At 38.3% G+C, this 19,091-nt stretch carries 13 protein-coding genes; 4 read left to right on the top strand and 9 right to left on the bottom strand.

Annotation, left to right across the window (positions count from 1 at the left end; all coding sequences use genetic code 11):
- Positions 1-32 precede the first annotated feature (32 nt).
- Positions 33-3,254, bottom strand: a complete 3,222-nt coding sequence (locus CPT03_RS06200; RefSeq protein ID WP_099438022.1) for a SusC/RagA family TonB-linked outer membrane protein — start codon at positions 3,252-3,254, stop codon at positions 33-35.
- A 214-nt stretch (positions 3,255-3,468) separates the two neighbouring features.
- On the opposite strand from CPT03_RS06200, the gene CPT03_RS06195 reads away from it, so the two are divergent.
- Positions 3,469-7,497 carry a hybrid sensor histidine kinase/response regulator transcription factor gene (locus tag CPT03_RS06195; protein WP_099438021.1) on the top strand — a complete coding sequence of 1,343 codons (4,029 nt, stop codon included), beginning with the start codon at positions 3,469-3,471 and terminating at the stop codon, positions 7,495-7,497.
- A gap of 4 nt (positions 7,498-7,501) precedes the next feature.
- Here the strand turns inward: CPT03_RS06195 and CPT03_RS06190 are convergent, their stop codons facing one another.
- Positions 7,502-8,200 carry a DUF2461 domain-containing protein gene (locus CPT03_RS06190; RefSeq protein ID WP_099438020.1) on the bottom strand — a complete coding sequence of 233 codons (699 nt, stop codon included), beginning with the start codon at positions 8,198-8,200 and terminating at the stop codon, positions 7,502-7,504.
- 183 nt (positions 8,201-8,383) lie between these two features.
- Positions 8,384-8,728 carry a hypothetical protein gene (locus CPT03_RS06185; RefSeq protein WP_099438019.1) on the bottom strand — a complete coding sequence of 115 codons (345 nt, stop codon included), beginning with the start codon at positions 8,726-8,728 and terminating at the stop codon, positions 8,384-8,386.
- A gap of 43 nt (positions 8,729-8,771) precedes the next feature.
- Between CPT03_RS06185 and CPT03_RS06180 the strand changes: the two genes are divergently transcribed.
- The 3 genes from CPT03_RS06180 (at position 8,772) to CPT03_RS06170 (ending at position 10,246) form a co-directional block, all read left to right on the top strand.
- Complete coding sequence (locus tag CPT03_RS06180) at positions 8,772-9,428, top strand: alpha/beta hydrolase (RefSeq protein ID WP_099438018.1); 657 nt, start codon at positions 8,772-8,774, stop codon at positions 9,426-9,428.
- An 18-nt stretch (positions 9,429-9,446) separates the two neighbouring features.
- Positions 9,447-9,896 (top strand): DUF1572 family protein, encoded by a 450-nt coding sequence (locus CPT03_RS06175; protein WP_099438017.1) that lies wholly within the window; start codon positions 9,447-9,449, stop codon positions 9,894-9,896.
- 143 nt (positions 9,897-10,039) lie between these two features.
- Positions 10,040-10,246: a hypothetical protein gene (locus tag CPT03_RS06170; protein WP_099438016.1), complete on the top strand. Its 207-nt coding sequence runs from the start codon at positions 10,040-10,042 to the stop codon at positions 10,244-10,246.
- A 59-nt stretch (positions 10,247-10,305) separates the two neighbouring features.
- On the opposite strand, the gene CPT03_RS06165 is transcribed toward CPT03_RS06170, so the two are convergent.
- The 6 genes from CPT03_RS06165 to CPT03_RS06140 all read right to left on the bottom strand — a co-directional run bounded on the left by CPT03_RS06165 (position 10,306) and on the right by CPT03_RS06140 (position 19,085).
- Positions 10,306-12,783, bottom strand: coding sequence for a glycosyl hydrolase family 95 catalytic domain-containing protein (locus tag CPT03_RS06165; RefSeq protein WP_245869988.1), 2,478 nt, complete (start codon positions 12,781-12,783; stop codon positions 10,306-10,308).
- A gap of 111 nt (positions 12,784-12,894) precedes the next feature.
- Positions 12,895-13,689, bottom strand: a complete 795-nt coding sequence (locus CPT03_RS06160; protein ID WP_099438015.1) for an N-acetylmuramoyl-L-alanine amidase — start codon at positions 13,687-13,689, stop codon at positions 12,895-12,897.
- The gene (locus CPT03_RS06155; RefSeq protein WP_099438014.1) at positions 13,686-14,843 is read right to left on the bottom strand and encodes a hypothetical protein; all 1,158 of its coding nucleotides are present in this window, start codon (positions 14,841-14,843) and stop codon (positions 13,686-13,688) included. The genes CPT03_RS06160 and CPT03_RS06155 overlap by 4 nt, the downstream gene beginning before the upstream one ends.
- Before the next feature lie 111 nt (positions 14,844-14,954).
- On the bottom strand, positions 14,955-16,577 hold the full coding sequence (locus CPT03_RS06150; RefSeq protein ID WP_099438013.1) for a hypothetical protein: 1,623 nt from the start codon (positions 16,575-16,577) through the stop codon (positions 14,955-14,957).
- Positions 16,570-17,598: a caspase family protein gene (locus CPT03_RS06145; protein ID WP_099438012.1), complete on the bottom strand. Its 1,029-nt coding sequence runs from the start codon at positions 17,596-17,598 to the stop codon at positions 16,570-16,572. Before CPT03_RS06145 ends, CPT03_RS06150 begins: the two co-directional genes overlap by 8 nt.
- Before the next feature lie 2 nt (positions 17,599-17,600).
- The gene (locus CPT03_RS06140; RefSeq protein ID WP_099438011.1) at positions 17,601-19,085 is read right to left on the bottom strand and encodes a hypothetical protein; all 1,485 of its coding nucleotides are present in this window, start codon (positions 19,083-19,085) and stop codon (positions 17,601-17,603) included.
- Positions 19,086-19,091: the final 6 nt, after the last annotated feature.

Raw genomic sequence — 19,091 nt, 5'->3', positions numbered from 1 at the left:
GTTTGTTTAATTTGAGTTCTATTTAAATTGATCTAAAATGTTGCCTGCAAACCAAATGCATACGATCTGAGAATCGGATAATTCATACCAACCAGTTCAGGATCAAATGTTTTTGGCACACTTTTAAATTCAAATAAATTATAGGCCGAAGCAGAAAGTCTTACTCTTTGTAATTTAATTTTCTCAGTAAAGGCCCTTGGCAAGGTATATCCTAAAGCCAGGTTTTTCATACGCAGGTAAGCCCCATTTTCAAGGTACCGCGTTTGTACCTGTCTGTTTCTGCTGGCATTTTTATAGGCCGGATAAAAGGCACCAGTACGCTCCGGTGTCCACGAGTTATTGTAAGTTTCCCATGTACCAGTTGTACCTGCTCCCCAATAAAGATTGTTCCCTATCCATAAGTCTCTCTTACCAACTCCCTGAACAAAAATATCCAGATCTACATTTTTGTAGCTAAAGTTAGAGTTAAACCCAAACTGATACCTTGGCGTACTGTTACCTATTATTTTTCTGTCTCCTGAATTTCCAACAGTATTGTTTCCAAAATTTATCTCGTTATTTCCATCAATATCCTTGTACCTTACATCGCCTGGGAACCAAAGACCAGAAGATATTAACTTCTGAGTAGGTGAATTGGTAATTTCTTCTTTAGTCTGGAAAATCCCATAAGTTTCATAACCCCAAATCTCACCCATCTTCTGTCCTTCATATAAATACTGATCACTCAACAATTTATTAGGATTATTTCCAAATTTCACTACCTCTGCCTGGCTATCTCCCAAGGTTAAACCTAAATCATAGTTTAGCCCAAAACCAGTCGTATTCCTATACTTCATTGTCAGTTCCCAGCCCTTCGTATCAATAGTTGCAGAATTTCTTGTTGGAGATGAAGCTCCCAGAACTGAAGGAAATTTCAGTCCATCAATTAAAATATCTGATGTCCTTCTTCTATACCAATCAAAATTGATCTCGAAATTTTTAAAGGCAGTCAAATCAAATCCAAAATCAATAGTTGTTGCGGTTTCCCAGGTTAAGTCCGGATCTACCAATCCTGGAGGCGTAACCCCAACTGGCCTGACTCCATTTAATAAATATTGAAGCTGGCTGTTTGTTCCATAATTTAATATATAGATGTAATTGGCTACATTCTGATTGCCCAAACTACCATACGAGGCTCTAAGCTTAAAATCATTGATATAAGGTTTTATACCTTTAGCAAAAGATTCTTCACTTACACGCCATCCCGCAGAAAATGAAGGAAAGAATTTATAACGAATGTCAGAAGGAAATCTTGAAGTGCCATCATAACGACCATTCGATTCAAATAAATATTTGCCGTCATAGTTATACGTAAACCTGTAAAACACACCACGAACTGCCCATTCCTGCTCGCTATCTCCTACGGTTCTTTCTCCCTGCGCCTGTCCTAAAACAGGAACATTTGAATTGATCATATTTCTTTGTGCAGATACGCTTTGATCTGTATACCATTCCTGATTAAAACCTACCGTTCCATGAAAGTTATGCTTATCAGCAATTGTCTTTGCATAATCCGTAAAGATGTTTACGGTATATTTATTAGCATTAAAATTGTAACGAGAAACATAATCAGGATCTGTATGAACTGCAGTAAATGAACCTACAGTGCTTTCCAATCGCTCTAAACGCGGCACTATTGTTTTTTGGATATTGCTGTTACTTAAATACGAGAAATCTCCTTTCAAGGACCAGTCCTTTGTAAAGGTAATTGTTGGAGCAGCAGCCAGTAAAATGTTCGATTTGGTTTCTTTATCAGATGAGCCATACTCCATAAACGACAGGATGTTATCTGTATACCTCTGTGGTAAGTTTAAAGATGCCGGAACATGTATAGGCATGTTCACATTACGGCCAGGCTCTTGCGACATTGCAGTCCACCAACCTCCTTTACCCGAAGGGCTAACCGGCTCAATGTAAGTAGAGCTGTTAAATGACGTCCTGTAATCCATTTTAAACCAATCGTTTACTTTTGAACTTACATTTAACAAAGCATTATAGCGTTTAAAATTATCCGTATTGATCTTGTATAATCCATCCTGATCCTGATAGCCAAAAGAACCATAAAAAGATGTTTTCTCATTTCCTCCGGAAAGCGAAAGGTTATGCTTTTGCATAGGCGAAGACTTCAATAAAGCTTCTTTATAAGGATTTACATTCCCTCTCCATAAAATATTTGTTTTTTTCACATCGGCATCGGCAAAATAATAAGGCTCGTTATTTACAGGATCATCCATATACTCCTTAATCTTTTGCAGTTTTAATATTTCATTAGAACCTGCCGAAATGCCTTCAAGTTCCGAAGCTTTAATACTAGCTTCCTGAATTGTATAAGCGTCTAAAATATCTGGAACTGCAGTTGGCGAACTCCATTGAAATGAATTAGAGTAATTAACCTTTATTTGCCCGCCTTTGCCCGATTTGGTTTTTATTAAAAGAACACCAAATGCACCTCTGGCACCATAAATTGCCGCAGATGCAGCGTCCTTCAGCAAGGTAACAGACTCTATGTCTTCAGGATTTAATTGATTAGGATCCATCTCTATTCCATCAACCAGTGTGAAAGGCTGACCCGATGAAAATTTGATCTTATTACCATCATTCTTATCCTTAAAAAAAGACGTAGCCCCCCGGATATTGTAAGAAGCTGAGGTATTAGGACTTCCATTAGAAATATTCACATTAAAGTTAGGCATTACCCCCTGCAGGGCCTGCCCAAGATTTGCAGTAGGCCTGTTTTCAAGCATTTTTGAATCTATCTGGCTAACAGCACCAGTTAAATTTGCTTTCTTTTGTACACCATATCCCACTACCACTACTTCATTAAGTTTATTATTCTCCTCTTCAAGAACAACTTTTAGCTTTGCATTCTCATTTGCAACAACAATACGTTTACTGGTAAAACCAATAGCAGTAAACACTAAAGCATCATTAATGTTAGCTGTAATTTCAAAATTTCCATTTTTATCACTCGCTGTGGTAACATTTGATTTTTCTATCTTAATATTTACACCTGGTATCGGAAGGTTATTGATGTCAACAACCTGACCTTTAATTAAAGCTTTTTGCTGATTCTGGTTAAAGTGAGCTGTTTTGGATAATGGTTTTTTAAGCGGGCCATTCTTTTTTTCCGCATGGGCGTCTAAAACGAAGCTATTACTGAAAGTCAGCCAACAGATAAGTCCAGCCGCATAGAATCGTAGATTTCTTGGTTTCATGAATTCATTGTTTAGGTTTAAAGATTAGTTGATGTTTTGGTTGTGGTTATCAATTCATTCTGCAAACGTTTTCATTTCCTATCCCTTCGGCTGATAATGTTTGCATTTGATAGAACCAAAACTGGCTGTTAATTCTCTCAAAAAAGATGAAAATTCTAAATCTTATGGTAGAAAATCCAAAACTAAAGGAGTATTTTCACACCTTTAATTGATTATGAAGGCATATTACCTCTTTCTCCTTCTGCTTTTTCCATTTAATAACTATGCACAAAAGGAAGCTTCCTTTAGCAACCTTAGTATGGAAAATGGCTTGTCTCAAAACTCGGTGGTAAGCATAGCCCAGGATCATAAGAACTTTCTATGGTTTGGCACCAGGCGTGGCCTGAACAGATACGATGGCTTTCAATTCAAAATTTATACAAATAACCCTAAAGACAATACGAGCCTTCCTCATAATGTAATCGATTGCCTCCTATCCGATTCATTCGGACAATTATGGATAGGTACAATTAAGGGCTTGAGCCGGTACGACGATAAAAACGATAACTTTATCAAAATCAAGATCCTAAATGATACTATAAATTGCATCTATGAAGATCCTGATAAAAACCTCTGGGTAGGCACTTATAATGGTCTCTGTCTCTTAGATAGGAAAAGTGGTAAATTCAAAACATTTCGTTTTGATAAGCTCGATAAAAACCAACGGACAAACAATATCTATAGCCTGTTTAAAGATAGTGAGCAAAATCTATGGGTTGGCACAGGTTACGGACTAATCCGAATGACAATAAGTAAAGGCAAGCCCAGGGCCGTTCTCTTCAGAACTGCCACTAACAACCCTACAAGCATTAGTTCTAATTACATCACCAGCATTACCAGCGACAGTGACAAAAATATTTGGATTGGTACTGACAAGGGCATAAACTTATATCAAAAACCAAACAAATTCATCCATTACACCCACAGCACAACAAACAATAATACCCTTATCCATAACGACATACGCGACATTATCCGCAATAAAAATGGAACACTATGGATAGGAACACAAGAGGGTTTGAGCATTTTAAATCCAAAAACAAAAACATTTACTAACTACAAGCACAACCCTGATCAGACCGGGAGTCTTACTCAAAACTCTTTACACAGTATTTTTCAGGATGCAAGTAACACGGTTTGGGTCGGAAGCTTTTATGGTGGTGTCGATGCGTTATACCCCTATTCAACAGGTTTTAAAACCTATCGGGCCAGTGGACTCATTTCAAGTCTCAGTAGCAATATTATCAGTACAATTGTTGAAGATCCCCAACACAACCTATGGATAGGAACAGAAGGTGGCGGACTTAATCACTTCGATCGTAGTAGTAATACCTACAAGCACTACAAATCTATTCCGGGTAATAACAATACATTACCTTCTAACCTGGTTAAAACTATATTACAACAAAAGAATGGAAATCTGGTCATAGGGATGCACGAGGGCCTCATCAGCATCTTTAATCCTGCAACCAAAACCTTTACTCAACAAATAACAAATGTAAAAGACACCAGCAACAGTCGGGGAACAGCCGATATAATGACCATACTTGAAGATAGCAATGGTAAAATCTGGGTTGGATCCAGAGATGGTCTCAATAATATAAATAGTCATAATGATCATACTCTAAAAAATCCAGTAGAGAAAAAACTACTTTCTAAATATGTTCAAACCCTCTTTGAAGACTCAAACAAAAATATTTGGATCGGAACAACCAAAGGCTTGCACCTTTACGATCCAAAAACAGGAAAGCTAGCCTATTTTACCAAAAAGGAAGGAAACCCTGATAGTCTGCAATCAGATTATATCAATTGCATCATACAAACAGCAAAGGATAAATATTGGCTTGGAACATATTTCGGCGGTGTTTCTTTGTACAATTCAAGAACTCGAAAATTCAAAACCTATACCGAAAAAGACGGTTTGTGTAATAACAATGTATTGGGTATTATTGAAGATAAAAAAGGCAATCTATGGATTAGTACTGATAACGGATTATCTGTCCTCAATCCTAAAACCGAAAAATTCAAGAACTATACTAAAAGTGATGGTTTAGCAGGAAACGACTTTAACATGAGATCCTTTTTCAAGGACCACAATAATGAGTTCTTTTTCGGAGGATACAATGGCCTCACTTCTTTTTATCCTGATCAGATAGAAATTAACACTCATAACGACCCTATCGTTTTTACAAATTTAAAGCTGTTCAATCAGCCTGTTACTGTAAATGGGCCAGATCAGTTGCTAAAAGAAAACATAAACACCGTTAAAAACCTCACATTTAAACATAATCACAATAATTTTAGTCTGGGCTTTGCTTTATTAAATTATATCAGATCAGACAAAAATAAATACACATATAAGCTAGAAGGTTATGATAAAGACTGGATCAATACAGATATTCCAAGTGCCAGCTATTCCAACCTTCCCTCTGGAGATTATACATTTATTGTTAAAGGAGTAAATAACGACGGAACACCTGGCCATGCATCGGCAGATATCAGCATTACTATCCTACCTCCATTATGGGCTACATGGTGGGCATACTTATGTTATTTACTGATATTTTCAATTATACTTTTTCTTACCATCCGGTATCTTTTTGTACGCGCATTATTAAAACGATCAGAAGACGTACAAAAAATGAAGTTGAATTTCTTCACTTATATCGCACATGAGATTCGAACACCACTAACTTTAATTCTCGCTCCTTTAGAAGATCTAGCTAAAACCTCACAGAACAATATCGAGGTCCATCAACAAGTGCTTCCGATAAAAAACAATGCAGATCGGCTTATGAGACTCATAACCGAATTAATGGATTTTAGGAAGGCTGAAACCGGACACCTTAAACTACATGTAAGTAAAGCAAACATTATCAGCTATGCTAACGAAATGTTTCTGGCATTTCGTCATACTGCAATCATACGAAATATCCAATATGAGTTTATCCATCAACAAGATCAAGTTATCCTTTATTTTGATAAAGCGCAGATGGAAAAGGTTCTCTTTAATCTACTTTCTAATGCATTTAAGTTCAGTAATGATGGTGGCACTGTCACATTATCAATAACTGAACATGAACAGTTTATAGAAATTAAGGTTATAGACAACGGAAAAGGTATCCCATATGAAAGTCAAAACAAGCTTTTCAGTGATTATTTCCAGGTAGATGAACAGGAATCCAATCATATCGGTTCGGGAATAGGCCTGGCATTATCAAAAAGTATAATTGAGGCCCATCATGGCAAAATAGAAATCATTAGTAATCCCGCAAGCACTGAAGAACAAGGCTACACTTGTTTCATTGTTAAACTTAAGAAAGGAAATTCTCACTTTAAACCTATTGAACTTAGTGAAGTTAAAAGTACCGAATTCCCTTCTAAACTATATACCGGGCACACCGGCGAAAAGCCAGCAACCCAGCAACAGGAACATTCAAAAGCTCAGGAAACTATCCTGATTGTTGAAGATAACGCAGAAATTATGCAGCTCATTTCCTTAGGTGTAGGCAAACAATACCAAGTAACAGAAGCCGTTGACGGGTTAAAGGGCTGGGAAACAGCAATTGAATTATTGCCTGATCTTATTATTTGTGATGTAATGATGCCTGTCATGGATGGATTGGAATTATGTGCTAAACTTAAATCAGATGAACGTACCAGTCACATTCCAATAATTCTGCTTACTGCAAGATCATCACATATCCACCAGGTAAGTGGACTGGAAACGGGAGCCGATGCTTACATTACCAAGCCATTTAGTATGGATCTGCTACTTCTAAACGTGCGCAATTTGCTCCAATCAAGGGCTACAATGCGTCAAAAATTCATTCAACAGGTAAATTTGCAGCCTCAAGACATCACTGTAAATTCAACAGATCATGCATTCATGACAAAAATACTGGCTTACATTGAAAGTCACATGTCTGATGAAAGTTTTGGTGTACCTGAACTAGCCCAAAAAATTGGAATGAGTCAACCCGTACTGTATAAAAAGATTCGTACAATGACAAGCCTCTCTGTAAATGATTTTATCAAATCCATTAAATTAAAAAAAGCTGCTCAGCTGTTAACAGAAAACAGATATACCATTTCAGAAATTTCTTATTTAGTAGGTTTTAACGACCCAAAATACTTTAGCAGAGAATTCAGAAAACAGTATGGTCATACCCCACGCATGTATCTTAAAAATCTTGAATTTTAAAATCTCATATTTCAATTCCATTAATATCGGTTGTCAATACCTCACTCATATGGTCAAAAAACGGACGCATATTTTTAAAAGTATAGGTCGCTTCTTCTAAAAAGCCATCATTTAAAATCTCATCATCAGAAAATTTTCTAATGAGTAAAAACTGCTTATAACGTAATAAGTCAATGTTTTCATGGTCTGCATTGAAACCTTTGGGTGCAGTTTTCAGCTGTTCTCCTTTTAATGTTCCAAATGTTGAAATAAATGCCCTACTCTGTAATATATCTCTCAATGGAGTAGCATCAAAGGCAATATGCTCCCTGATCTGTTTTAAATCCTGTACCGAAGGTCCCCAGAATCCACCTGCAATAAAGCTATTTCCTTGTTCAATATGAAAATAATAACCTCCTCTGCGATATTTAGTCGCTCGCCTAAAACTACCACTCCAATGTGTTTTATAAGGAGTCTTATCCTTAGAAAAACGGGTATCCCTATAAATACGATACACGCTTTTGCGTCCTGAAGGAGTTTCTATTACATCATCTACGTTTAGCTTCTGTAGCAATCCCTCAGCGAAAATCTCTATAAATTCCTGCTCTTTTTGGAATTCTGCTTTGTGTTCATTAAACCATTCTCTGTTATTATTTTCTTTTAATTGGTTTAAAAAATTTAAGCTCGAAGGGTATATCTGAGGTTTTGAATGAAGCTTTGCCATACACAAAACTAATTAAAACCCTTACCAAAAAAAGGGACTATATACAGACGCTTAAGAGAACAGCAATACAACTTAAGATAAGAACAATAAAAACTGTTTTAAACAAAATATAGGTACTCATGAGGCGTAATTTAGGTTTATTATACTCTATTCCCCAAAATTTAGGGTTACGTAAATATAGCGCTATTTTCTCTTTTTCTCATTAATAGCGTTAAAACCTGTTTCCAGTACCTCCTTTAGTAGCTCTTTACTATAACTGTTAACATATAAACAGATATAAGGATATTCTTTGTAATGAGGTGTAATAAAACAGCTTTCCGGATATTCCTCCAAAAATCTCTCCCTGCTTTCAAAATCTGTCCTTATCGCAATCCATTCTCCATTTTCATGTAGTCTGCAAAGCAGGTTCTTCTTAATCTTTACCGAGGGTGTGTCATAATGTGATAAGCTATCAGAGGAATCAGGAAACTGCAACGCAATTTGCCTTACAGGTTCAAAATCAACCGGATTAAAATTAATAGCTTTCATATGTATAAAGATAAGGGAGTAATACCTTAATTTTATATTAGTAATGACAGAAAAGATATATTTCATCAGCGGCTTGGGAGCCGACAGACGTGCATTTAGAAAACTTGCTTTCCCGTCCCATTTCGAACTGGTTTATTTAGACTGGATTCCAGCATTAAAAAATGAGTCTTTAGAAGACTATGCTATCAGATTAGCATCTAAAATAGACACCTCATCTCCATTCTACTTAATTGGCTTATCCTTTGGCGGTATGTTGGCTACTGAGATTTCTAAAAAACTAAAACCATTACATACTTTCATTATTTCCAGTCTGCCGGTTTTTACAAATCTACCCTGGTATTATAAAATGGCAGGCAGTTTAGGCTTGCAAAAAGCAATCCCCATTAGTCTTTTAAAGAGTGGAAACAACTTAGGGTTGAAGTTTTTGGGTGCTAAAACACCCGAAGAGATGAAATTATTAAAACAACTCGTTATAGATAGTGACCCCTACTTTATGAAATGGGCACTTAGCTGCATATTAAACTGGCGAAATAAAGAAAAACCAATTAATTTAACTCATTTGCATGGTACGGCAGACCATATATTGCCAATCAGATACAATAAACCAGATATACAAATTGAAGGTGGTGGCCACTTTATGGTATATGCCAATGCAGATGTAATCTCTAAATTAATACTGAAACAAATAACAGACTTATAAATAATTAAACGGCCTAATATGTTAAAGGAATCATTAAAATCACTCTTTGTAAGAGATTTGAATAAGGTAAAACTTGAAATTGAACAGTATCAAAACGAGAAAAATATTTGGAAAACTGAAAATTCAATAAGTAATTCCGCTGGTAACCTGTGCTTACACTTGGCAGGAAATCTGAATACGTTTATTGGAGCAGAATTGGGTAAAACCGGGTATATTAGAAATAGAGAACTCGAATTTTCACTAAAAGATGTTCCAAGAGGCGAGCTGATCAGACAAATTGAAGATACCATCAAAATAGTAGCTGATTCACTTGATCAGCTAACAGAAGATGACCTGGAACATAATTATCCTGAAGTAAAAGTTTTAGAGAATGATAAATCGGTAAAATATATGCTCATTTACCTGAGCTCACATCTGGCCTACCACCTTGGTCAAATTAACTATCACAGGCGATTGTTAGATATTTAGTTCCAGGGCTTTCAATACTGAACAAAGTGAATAAACACATCAACTTAAATAATATTTAAATTAGTTCTAATGCTTTTTAAAAGCATCAGGCATACCCTGAAAGGCCTTTAACGAGTAAGGAAATTATCTTATTGTAAACAATTATGAAAAAGTTAGAACTAAACAATTTAGGTGTTCAGGAAATGAACTCGGTTGAAATGACTAAAACTGATGGTGGTGGTATAGTATGGAGCTCTTTAAGTGCTTTATTAGGAAATGTTACCGCAACTGCAAACGCTGTTCTAGGTGATACAACTCAATTCTTAACTAAACAACTAGCCACTGTTTTCAGTTTTATTCGCACTCTATAGGGGGAGTTAGATTTAAAAGACCGGATGATTCAAAATATATAATCATCCGGTCTTTTGCTTTAATTCAAAATCAATGTATACACCTTTCCCTTTTGAGTATTAAAGGATAACACTTTTCCTTCTGCTACTTGATTAGAGTTAGAAAGTTCCTTTACCTTTAGCAATTCAGGTGCCTCAACTTTACAAATACCTCCTTTAACAGACTTAATCTTTGCCTGTTTTAGCTTACCTTTTTCCCAAACCATCTCCAATTCAAAGTTCCCCCTTGCTTTTATTCCTTTTATTGTACCATCCCGCCATTCAGAAGGTAAAGCCGGCAGCAACGATATTTTTCCTTCATGGCTTTGCATTAACATTTCTGTAATTCCGGCTGTTGCTCCAAAATTTCCATCAATCTGAAAGGGTGGATGCGCATCAAAAAGATTCGGATAAGTACCTCCGCCTCCTGCACTTTTAAAGGTCTTATCGTTTGGATTGATATAATTAAAGGCTTTTGCTAAAATTTTATAAGCATGTTCTCCATCTCTCAGTCTTGCCCACCAATTCATCTTCCAGGCCATACTCCATCCTGTACTTACATCACCCCTATGTTTTAAAGTAACTTTAGCTGCCTCAGCAAGATCCTTAGTACGTTCAGGACTTATCTGATTCCCAGGAAATAAACCATACAGATGGGAAATATGCCTGTGCATGTCTTTAGGGTCATCAACATCATTAAACCATTCCTGTATCTGTCCGTACTTCCCTATATGGTAAGGATATAAAGAGGCAAGTGCCTGCTTCAGCTCGTTTCGAAAAGCCATATCCTCATTCAAAGCCTCAGAGGCACCAATTACATCCTGAAATAGCTGACGAACTATAGAAATATCCATTGTTGAGGCCTTGCTTATATTGTAAGTTTTACCTCCATCTTTAAATACATTCTCTGGCGAAGTAGATGGAGCAGTTACTAGGAACCCAGTTTCAGGATCTTTAACCAACCACTGCAACATGAATTGAGCGGCTCCCTTCATCAAAGGATAAGCTTTATCTTTTAAAAAGTTCTGATCTCTGGTATAAAGAAAATGCTCCCACAAGTGAGTGCTAAGCCATGCCCCACCCATTTGCCAGCAAAAAGCACCAGGGTAATACGTTTTATCCTGATCATAGTCTCCAACCGGTGAAGTCTTTGCCCACAGGTCAGAATTGTGATGGGCAACCCAGCCCTCCTGAATACCATAATTTATTTTAGCTGTTTTGGCCCCATTTACAGCCAACTCCCCTATAAAATCAAACAGCGGGATATGGCATTCAGATAGATTACTGTTTTCTGCCAGCCAATAGTTCATTTCAGTGTTAATATTAATGGTATAATTGCTCCCCCAAGGTGGTTGTACGTGGTCATTCCATAATCCTTGCAAATTCGTAGGCCTACCACCTGGCCTGGAACTTGCAATTAGCAAATAACGCCCAAATTGATAATAAAGGGCCTGCAACCCCAAATCAGAAGGATTAGTTGTAAATTGCTTTAAGCGCTCATTAACAGGTAGTGTAGTGTAATCTTTTGAACCTTTCAATTCAAAAGAAACCCTGTTAAACAATGAGGTATAATCCTTTATATGCTCGTCTTTCAAAAAATCCGCTCCTTTTTTGATTGCCTTAGCTAAATTTGCATTGTTCTTCTCTGAAGGATTCCTCACCTGCTTAGCAGGTGATTTATCGAAACCATTAAAACTGGTAGCCTCAGTAAGATATAACTTTACTTCATCAGCCTCGCTTACTTCCAATAAGCTATCAGTGCTCAGAATTTTAGCTTTACTACCCTTTACCGCAAGCTTTACCTGAACTTCAAAACTTAACCCTTCATTTTCATCATATACCACTTGCTCAGGAAAATAGTTTCTTGCTGCAACATACTTCGGGGCACGCCCTTTTAATACCAGTTTCTCACCATCTGCATGGGTCTTGTATTTAAGTTTACTACTTAAAGCAGCTTTTAAATTCAGCATTCCCTTCTTGCTCGCTTTAATAACAACCACCATTATTTTTGATGGATGGTTAATAAAGGTAGAACGGCTATACACCACATTGTCAAACGTATATTTAACCGAAGCCACTGCTGTTTTTAAATCTAAATTTCGGGAATATGCCGTTACATCCTTTTCTTTATGACCAAAATCTAACCATAAATCACCAAGTGGTAAGTAACGTGCAGAATAAGGACCTTGCATCTTGCGCCATGTTTGTTCAGCACCGGCGTAATCGCCTTTAAAAATGAACTGTCTGAGCTCTGGTAATAATGAAGCTGCCTGCGGATTATTCCCATCCTTAGGATAGCCAGACCATAAAGTATTATCGTTTAGCTGGTACCTTTCTTTCTCGATTCCACCAAACACCATTGCACCTGTATTTCCATTTCCTAAAGGCAATGCTTCCTCCCATATACCGGCAGGTTTATCATACCACATTAACAATTGATTATTAACAGACGATTGACTTTTAGCTAAAACAGGTAATAGTAAAAAAATAAGTAATGCGGTTCTTAAATAAATTCTCAAGTTTAGATCCTCCGTAAAAGTTTTGGTTAGCTCCAAATGTACGAGACCTATCTAAAAAATTAGTATCAAAAATCACAGCAATATGGTAGAAAATCCTATTTCACCGACAAGTTATAACGTATCCAGTACTGCCCAGCTTTTCGGTCCTATTATACCATCTGCAACCAGGCCTTTGCCACGCTGGAATTCCCTGACAGCTGCTTCTGTAATAGGGCCAAAAAAGCCATCCACAGTTAAGCCCAACTTTCCCTGAACTATCTTTACCAGCTCAGCATCATTTGCTTTGCCTCGTCGCAAAGTCTGTCTAATTAATCCTGCAGGCTCTTCTTTTGGAATGACAACGGGAGCCGACCTCCCGTCCATTATATCCTGAACCCTCCTCCTAAAATCATTCATATCAAAATTAGGATCATTCTTGGTGCCTGGTGGTAAACGGTATTCCTTATGTCCGGCGCAAAATTCTACACCCCTGTTAATATGTTTTAATATTGCCGCAACACCCCTGGCATAAGCATCCAACTGGATCTCTGGCCATGGTTCACTTCCATCTCCAATATTTTCTGCTTCAATACCAATAAAATGAGTGTTTCCGGCTGTAATGCCTTTCCATATCCCAGCTCCGGCATGGTTACACTTTCCAGCTGCAATGATATAATAAGTACCATCCCTGCCAAGGCCCAGCTGAGCTAGAGGGCCAGGTAATGCATCCCTTCCAGATCTTCCATGAATAATGGTGTTCAGCGAGGGCATATTTCCGCTTCTAATAGTTGTGGCAGTATGGTGGCAAAGTACACCTTCAACAGTTCCCATTTCCGACCTGCCTAAATTTGCCCATCCAGGGCATTCTGCAACTTTCAAACCAGCGTCTAAAAGTACTGTAGGTAACCATGTTAATGAAAAGCTCATAACGCAACACCTCCTTTCGCAACAGGTAATTCCTGGTCAGGTGTATCTTCATTAAAGGGCTCACTACAGCAGTCAAGTTCATTTTCAGCATTATCCATTACTGAATTAGTCGGTGAATTTGGTGGTGGCGTAACAAAAACAATATCGCTTTTCTTTCCTTTCAAATCCTGAGATGGCTCTTCCCCACTCTTTTCATTAGGTTTTACTGTTGATCGGATTACCATAAACTTATTTAGCAAATCGAACCAGTAAGGAGCCCCCATGGTAGCTGCCAGAGCAGTAATAAGCCATCCCAGCACCGGCCCCAAAAAATTGTTCCAAATACCACTTCTTTCAGTATGATTGATCCTGTACGAGTCATCATTTGACCAACCTATTGGCAGCTTAAGATCTTTAAGCGCTTTGTCTGCCTCTATGTAATCCATCTTAAGCATTGTCGAATCTTTAGTAAGCACGCCCGCACGCTGTACCAGCATTTTCCGTGAAGTATCGTTCTTAGATAAATAATCAACAACAGTAAACACGTTGATATTCATAACAACTGCAACAGAAAGCGCAATCCAAAAAACTATCCACTGAGTAGATCTTTTATACCAGCCCGAAATCCTGTCCATAGAACTGTTAAACCAGTTCTCGATATTTGTTTCAGCTGCTAGAAGATCTCCCTGGGCAAGATCCAGTGCATTTAGTATAGCGCGTTCTATTTGAGGATTACCCAGATTAGAAATATTATTGCGGATATTATCTATTGTTATTGTATTCGATGGTTCATTTAAATTTACGGCTCCCATATCCTTCCCTCTGGTCGCGATATCCATAAGAGCTCTTGCAAAGTTTTTAGAAGGAATGTAAGAAGGCAGGTCCTTTCCACCAGCTAGCAAATCAGGCCGTTTCAGTGTTGTTTCGTCCCCTTTCGCCAATGTCTTATAGGCACCATTAAATAGTCCCGAAATCAGTGGATGATCATAGAGGCTCTTAGCCATTCCCGTCCCGGTAAAATCATTTAACAATTCTCTGATACCCTGCTCCAGATAAGCAGCCCTGGTTTTTAGTTTTGCCTCAATGCCTTCTCGTATTGCGGTACACAATGTACTAACCAGGAAAAACAGAAGGATAATGCCAATGGCAATTTCAAGCGTGTTAGATCCAAACATAAGAATGATAATTAGATATTGATTAAATAAATTTAACTTATAAACAACTTATTATCAACCTGTTCGTTCCCATATAAGTATTATACATTGTCAAATAACACCTATAGGGAACTACTCATCTTTAAGCAGTGTATCAATCTTAGCACTTATATCCGCAACTGCCTGCCTCAATTCTTTTTTATCTACATGTTCAAGCACTGCAGATCCAAGCTCTTTTATTGCCCCTTTTTCCTTCAATACACCAAGCGTTTTCTTTACTGTATTTGTAGTAACCTGCAACTGCTGTGCAATTGCCGCAATATCAAGCTGATCAGGATCAGTAGAAATATGCGAAAGCTGACTTATAATCGATGAACTTACCCAATCATCAGTTGCCTCCACTGCTGTTGTTACAGATGGAACAGAGATAGGGGCTGCTCCGGCCATAGTGGGCACCCTGTTTCTCTGAATAAGCCAGCTCACTCCTTTAGCCAGTTTATCTATAAATTTAATTCCCTTTGTAATTTTCTTTACCGTATTTTCTACCTTTTCGTTTACTACAAAAAATGTTTGCGGCAAGGGCTCATACATGGTATAAACAGACTCTTTTACCAAACGTGGAAATATCTTTTCAACCAAACCATCTGCTTCAATCAAATGTGGGTATGCCATAGATTGTTTTAAAAATACATTAAGACCAACAGCAAGCATGCAAGGGGCAGAAAGCGGCTCCTCAGGAATAGCACTGTTGAATAAAACAGCTCCCATTAACCTCAGGGCTGCCATATCCGGCGATTCATGAATATTTACAATCGAAGCTTCCAAACTAGTCAACATCTTAAGGTAAAGGTAATTTCCATCAGTAATGTCTGATAACAGAAACATGTAACATGCCATAATACCCAGCATGGGATTTTCCCATTTTCCATTCACATCATTAACCATAAGGTTGGCCGGAAGCACGTACATTCCATTGTGCAATTTCGAGATCATTGCATCAAGCTGTAGCATGTCTTCATCATTTCTCATGAAACCATTCTTCGAAAGCGAAATCCTTGTACTGGCAAAGATTGGGAAATCTCTAACCCTGATAAAAACCTGTGTTTGCCAGTCCTGATAAACATAAACCGGAATTTCACGTTTCAGATCAGGGCTTCGATATATCAGATAATACTGACCAGCGCTCATCTCATCAGTAAAGCACACTGAAGCAAAAAATACTCCGGCATTCTCATTTCTCCCTGTTTCCAGTTTAACACGATCAATCCTTAACCTGTATTTAAGTTTTCTGTCCGCATCCAGCAGAGAGAAATATCCAGCTTCAATAAAACCCATATCAAATGGCTTATCCTCTTCAGAATAGCTCAAAAACAAAAACAGGGAACTACCGCTTACTCCTAAACCTGTTACCGATGATTTTCTGCTCCACTCCTCAGCCGGGTTAGAGAAATATTCGTGCGTTGAACTAAAACCATAAACAGGAATGGCAGAGTTCAGTTTAAAATCAATTATTTCATCATTAACTTGACTACCAGCTTCCACCCTGTAATTTCTATCCTCCACAAAATCATTCATCTCTATCCTGAGCTGATAAAGACCCTGTGGAATCTCCATATCCATATCGCCATAGCATTTGCCCACCTCTTCATTATACCCATTAAAAAGCTTTAAATGAGTAAAAGGTGCAAGCGCCCTATTTTGAATCTGAAAAGAAAAACGCGCATAATTAGCTGCCTTTGAAATTTTCTTAGCCATAAACGTATTGGTTAGTAATGCCATCAACAAAAATTTTCATTCCTTCCTGCTGGCCTTCTGCTCTCAGAAAATACTGTCCTCTACTCAGGTTCAGGTTCCAGAAACCTACAGCCGTATCCTCTTCCAAAACAACCTCCAGATCAGCATCTTCAAGAATCACTTTACCACCAGGTACCTTAAAAGTTATGGTAACCGCAATTTTTTTCTGAAAAGGCCCGCAAATCTCATGATCCGGATCCAGCGAAAGCATCGCTTTAGGTATCTGTGTTTCATTATGGGCACTTGCCAGCTCAGGTAACTTTAGTTTAACATACGACAACAGATTTCCAATACTCAGCTTCCCATTCCTTCCCGCCGCTGCGCCTCTCAAACCATTTATCAATACCTCAGTAAAAAGCCCGCGTGGCAAACCATTGTTCAGCCCTTCTTCCTGACCTATCACCGGTTTTTCAAACGCTGCTGTATCAAATTCCGTTGCATAATAAAGCAAATAATCTACAGCACCACTTGCAGGCAGCGGAGAGCTCCAGGTTGGCGCAAGGCCTTCAACACCGGCAATTCTATTGCGACAACAATCCATAAAGAAATAGATTTCCTTAAAAATCCCTTTTTTAAGGAGTTCATCAAGGTATTTTTCAGACGACAGTGCATAATTCCTGTTAGTTCTGGTCCATAGTGGAAATAGCAAAGCCGAATTCTTCTGAGTTACCCCAATGCCGTGTCCCGAAAAATAGAAGTAAAACCTGCGGGCACCCTGGTTGCCTTTAACAATGCCATTCATCTTCTCATCAAGCCAAAGGTCAAGATCATCCTTCCGTGGCGTATATGTTGGTGTAGAGAGCAGCTTCAATACATTCGGGCTACTTTTAGGGTCAGTAGCATCCCGAGGCAAACCTCCGCCGTTAGGATCAAGCAACCAATCCATAAACTTCTCGGTATCGCTATGCGGACCGCCTAATGGCGTGTTTTGCTGGTAATATTCAACGCCTATAACAACCGCAAAATCAAGATCATTGGCCATAACTATTTAATTATACTAACTATACTATCCAACGTGGTCTCCTTATCGTTATCAAAATTCCCATGTTTCGTTGAGCCAGAAATGTGTCCCTCAGCCGCACCAGGCTCAGTAACAGCGTAAACTACATGCCCCTTTTCCTCTACAAAAGCCTTAATGTTATTTAATACCTCCTCATTATCATATGGTACCCTTCCCGTAATATGCCTTTGTAAGCCCAGCACATAGGCATCAAAACTATCCTTTTCAAGTATGCCTGAGATTAGATACAGCAAAGACCTTGGATAGATTACGGGAACCAGATGATCTTTTTTCTCATACTCATCCGACATGGTGAAGATTCTGAAATCTTCCATTATGCCCCTGTTTTTCAATAAAGTGTCGGCGAAAAGTTCGCACCTGCATGCCGGTGCCATGAAAATCACGTGTCTGAACTTAATATCCATTTTCCTTTTCACCACCGCATCTACCAGCTCACATATGGCAATAGATCCGGCCGAGTGCCCAACCAAATCGATAGTAAGCTTAGCTCCGGTAGCCTGAAAATCTATGATCTTCTTTAAAAAATAGCTTCCGGCATGGTAGCCTTCCGGATTTCCTGTAAAACTATCCTCTTTCCACATATCCTTAGCTTTGGCTTGCATCAACCCCCACAATAAAGTGCCTATATCAGCAATATAAATCTCCCTGAATATCTCCTCTACAACAGTGGGATAAAAATCATGATTTCTTTTTTTCATATACCTCCTAACCACTGCAACCACAATCTTTACAGCAGCAGTAATCAGCTTGGCAAGGCTTAAAATTCCTTTTTCGCCCTGGGTTTTAGTTCCGGCAATAGTATTGCGCATCAAATCTGCCTCCAATGGTGGTTTCTCAGCCGTTGCGGCATCAATCAACAGTTGGTCGCTCTCAATCTCTTCCTCCATATCTGCCTTAATCTCTTTGCCAATAATATCATCCAGCTCATCTAAATCATCATCTCCAACCCATTTTAGTGATACAGATCGCTTACCCGTAACCTCTACTGTATCCTCAAAAGGTTCAGCCCGTTTCAGTTGGTCCCAAATCTCCTCATCCCTCATTCCTCCTACACCCTTACTTCCATCCAAGCCTTTCACATCAATTCCCAGGTTCTTTCCGGCAACCTTAATTACTTTTACCAGCAAACGCTTAAAAAATTCAGAACTCCATATTACATCAAGGTTCTGCGTTAATGTTTCTATCAGGCCGGTTTCCCATACAAAACTTACCGGATGCGATTGCGTACCCGTAGTTACATATCGCGTAATACGTTCAGCAGTATCCATTCCGCTTTTTATATTAACCAGGCCTCCATGAAAATAAAGCAACAAACGATCGCCATCTTTTAGCGATTCAAAAATCTTGTCTACATCAGCCGAGGTGGTGTCAAAAAGCTGGTTTCCGGTTGGAGAAAAAGTGCCGTGTTTACCAACATTTACATAGTTTAATTTAGATAGCGCAGTCATAACATG

Source organism: Pedobacter ginsengisoli, from assembly GCF_002736205.1.
GTDB classification, from domain to species: domain Bacteria; phylum Bacteroidota; class Bacteroidia; order Sphingobacteriales; family Sphingobacteriaceae; genus Pedobacter; species Pedobacter ginsengisoli_A.
Note: the sequence above shows the minus strand (reverse complement) of the source record. Positions and strands in the feature narration are given on the sequence as shown.

What these genes read in the sequence shown, in the direction of transcription:
- CPT03_RS06200 (WP_099438022.1), bottom strand. Translation starts at nt 3,254, where the DNA reads ATGAAACCAAGAAATCTACGATTCTATGCGGCTGGACTTATCTGTTGG.
- CPT03_RS06195 (WP_099438021.1), top strand. Translation starts at nt 3,469, where the DNA reads ATGAAGGCATATTACCTCTTTCTCCTTCTGCTTTTTCCATTTAATAAC.
- CPT03_RS06190 (WP_099438020.1), bottom strand. Translation starts at nt 8,200, where the DNA reads ATGGCAAAGCTTCATTCAAAACCTCAGATATACCCTTCGAGCTTAAAT.
- CPT03_RS06185 (WP_099438019.1), bottom strand. Translation starts at nt 8,728, where the DNA reads ATGAAAGCTATTAATTTTAATCCGGTTGATTTTGAACCTGTAAGGCAA.
- CPT03_RS06180 (WP_099438018.1), top strand. Translation starts at nt 8,772, where the DNA reads ATGACAGAAAAGATATATTTCATCAGCGGCTTGGGAGCCGACAGACGT.
- CPT03_RS06175 (WP_099438017.1), top strand. Translation starts at nt 9,447, where the DNA reads ATGTTAAAGGAATCATTAAAATCACTCTTTGTAAGAGATTTGAATAAG.
- CPT03_RS06170 (WP_099438016.1), top strand. Translation starts at nt 10,040, where the DNA reads ATGAAAAAGTTAGAACTAAACAATTTAGGTGTTCAGGAAATGAACTCG.
- CPT03_RS06160 (WP_099438015.1), bottom strand. Translation starts at nt 13,689, where the DNA reads ATGAGCTTTTCATTAACATGGTTACCTACAGTACTTTTAGACGCTGGT.
- CPT03_RS06155 (WP_099438014.1), bottom strand. Translation starts at nt 14,843, where the DNA reads ATGTTTGGATCTAACACGCTTGAAATTGCCATTGGCATTATCCTTCTG.
- CPT03_RS06150 (WP_099438013.1), bottom strand. Translation starts at nt 16,577, where the DNA reads ATGGCTAAGAAAATTTCAAAGGCAGCTAATTATGCGCGTTTTTCTTTT.
- CPT03_RS06145 (WP_099438012.1), bottom strand. Translation starts at nt 17,598, where the DNA reads ATGGCCAATGATCTTGATTTTGCGGTTGTTATAGGCGTTGAATATTAC.
- CPT03_RS06140 (WP_099438011.1), bottom strand. Translation starts at nt 19,085, where the DNA reads ATGACTGCGCTATCTAAATTAAACTATGTAAATGTTGGTAAACACGGC.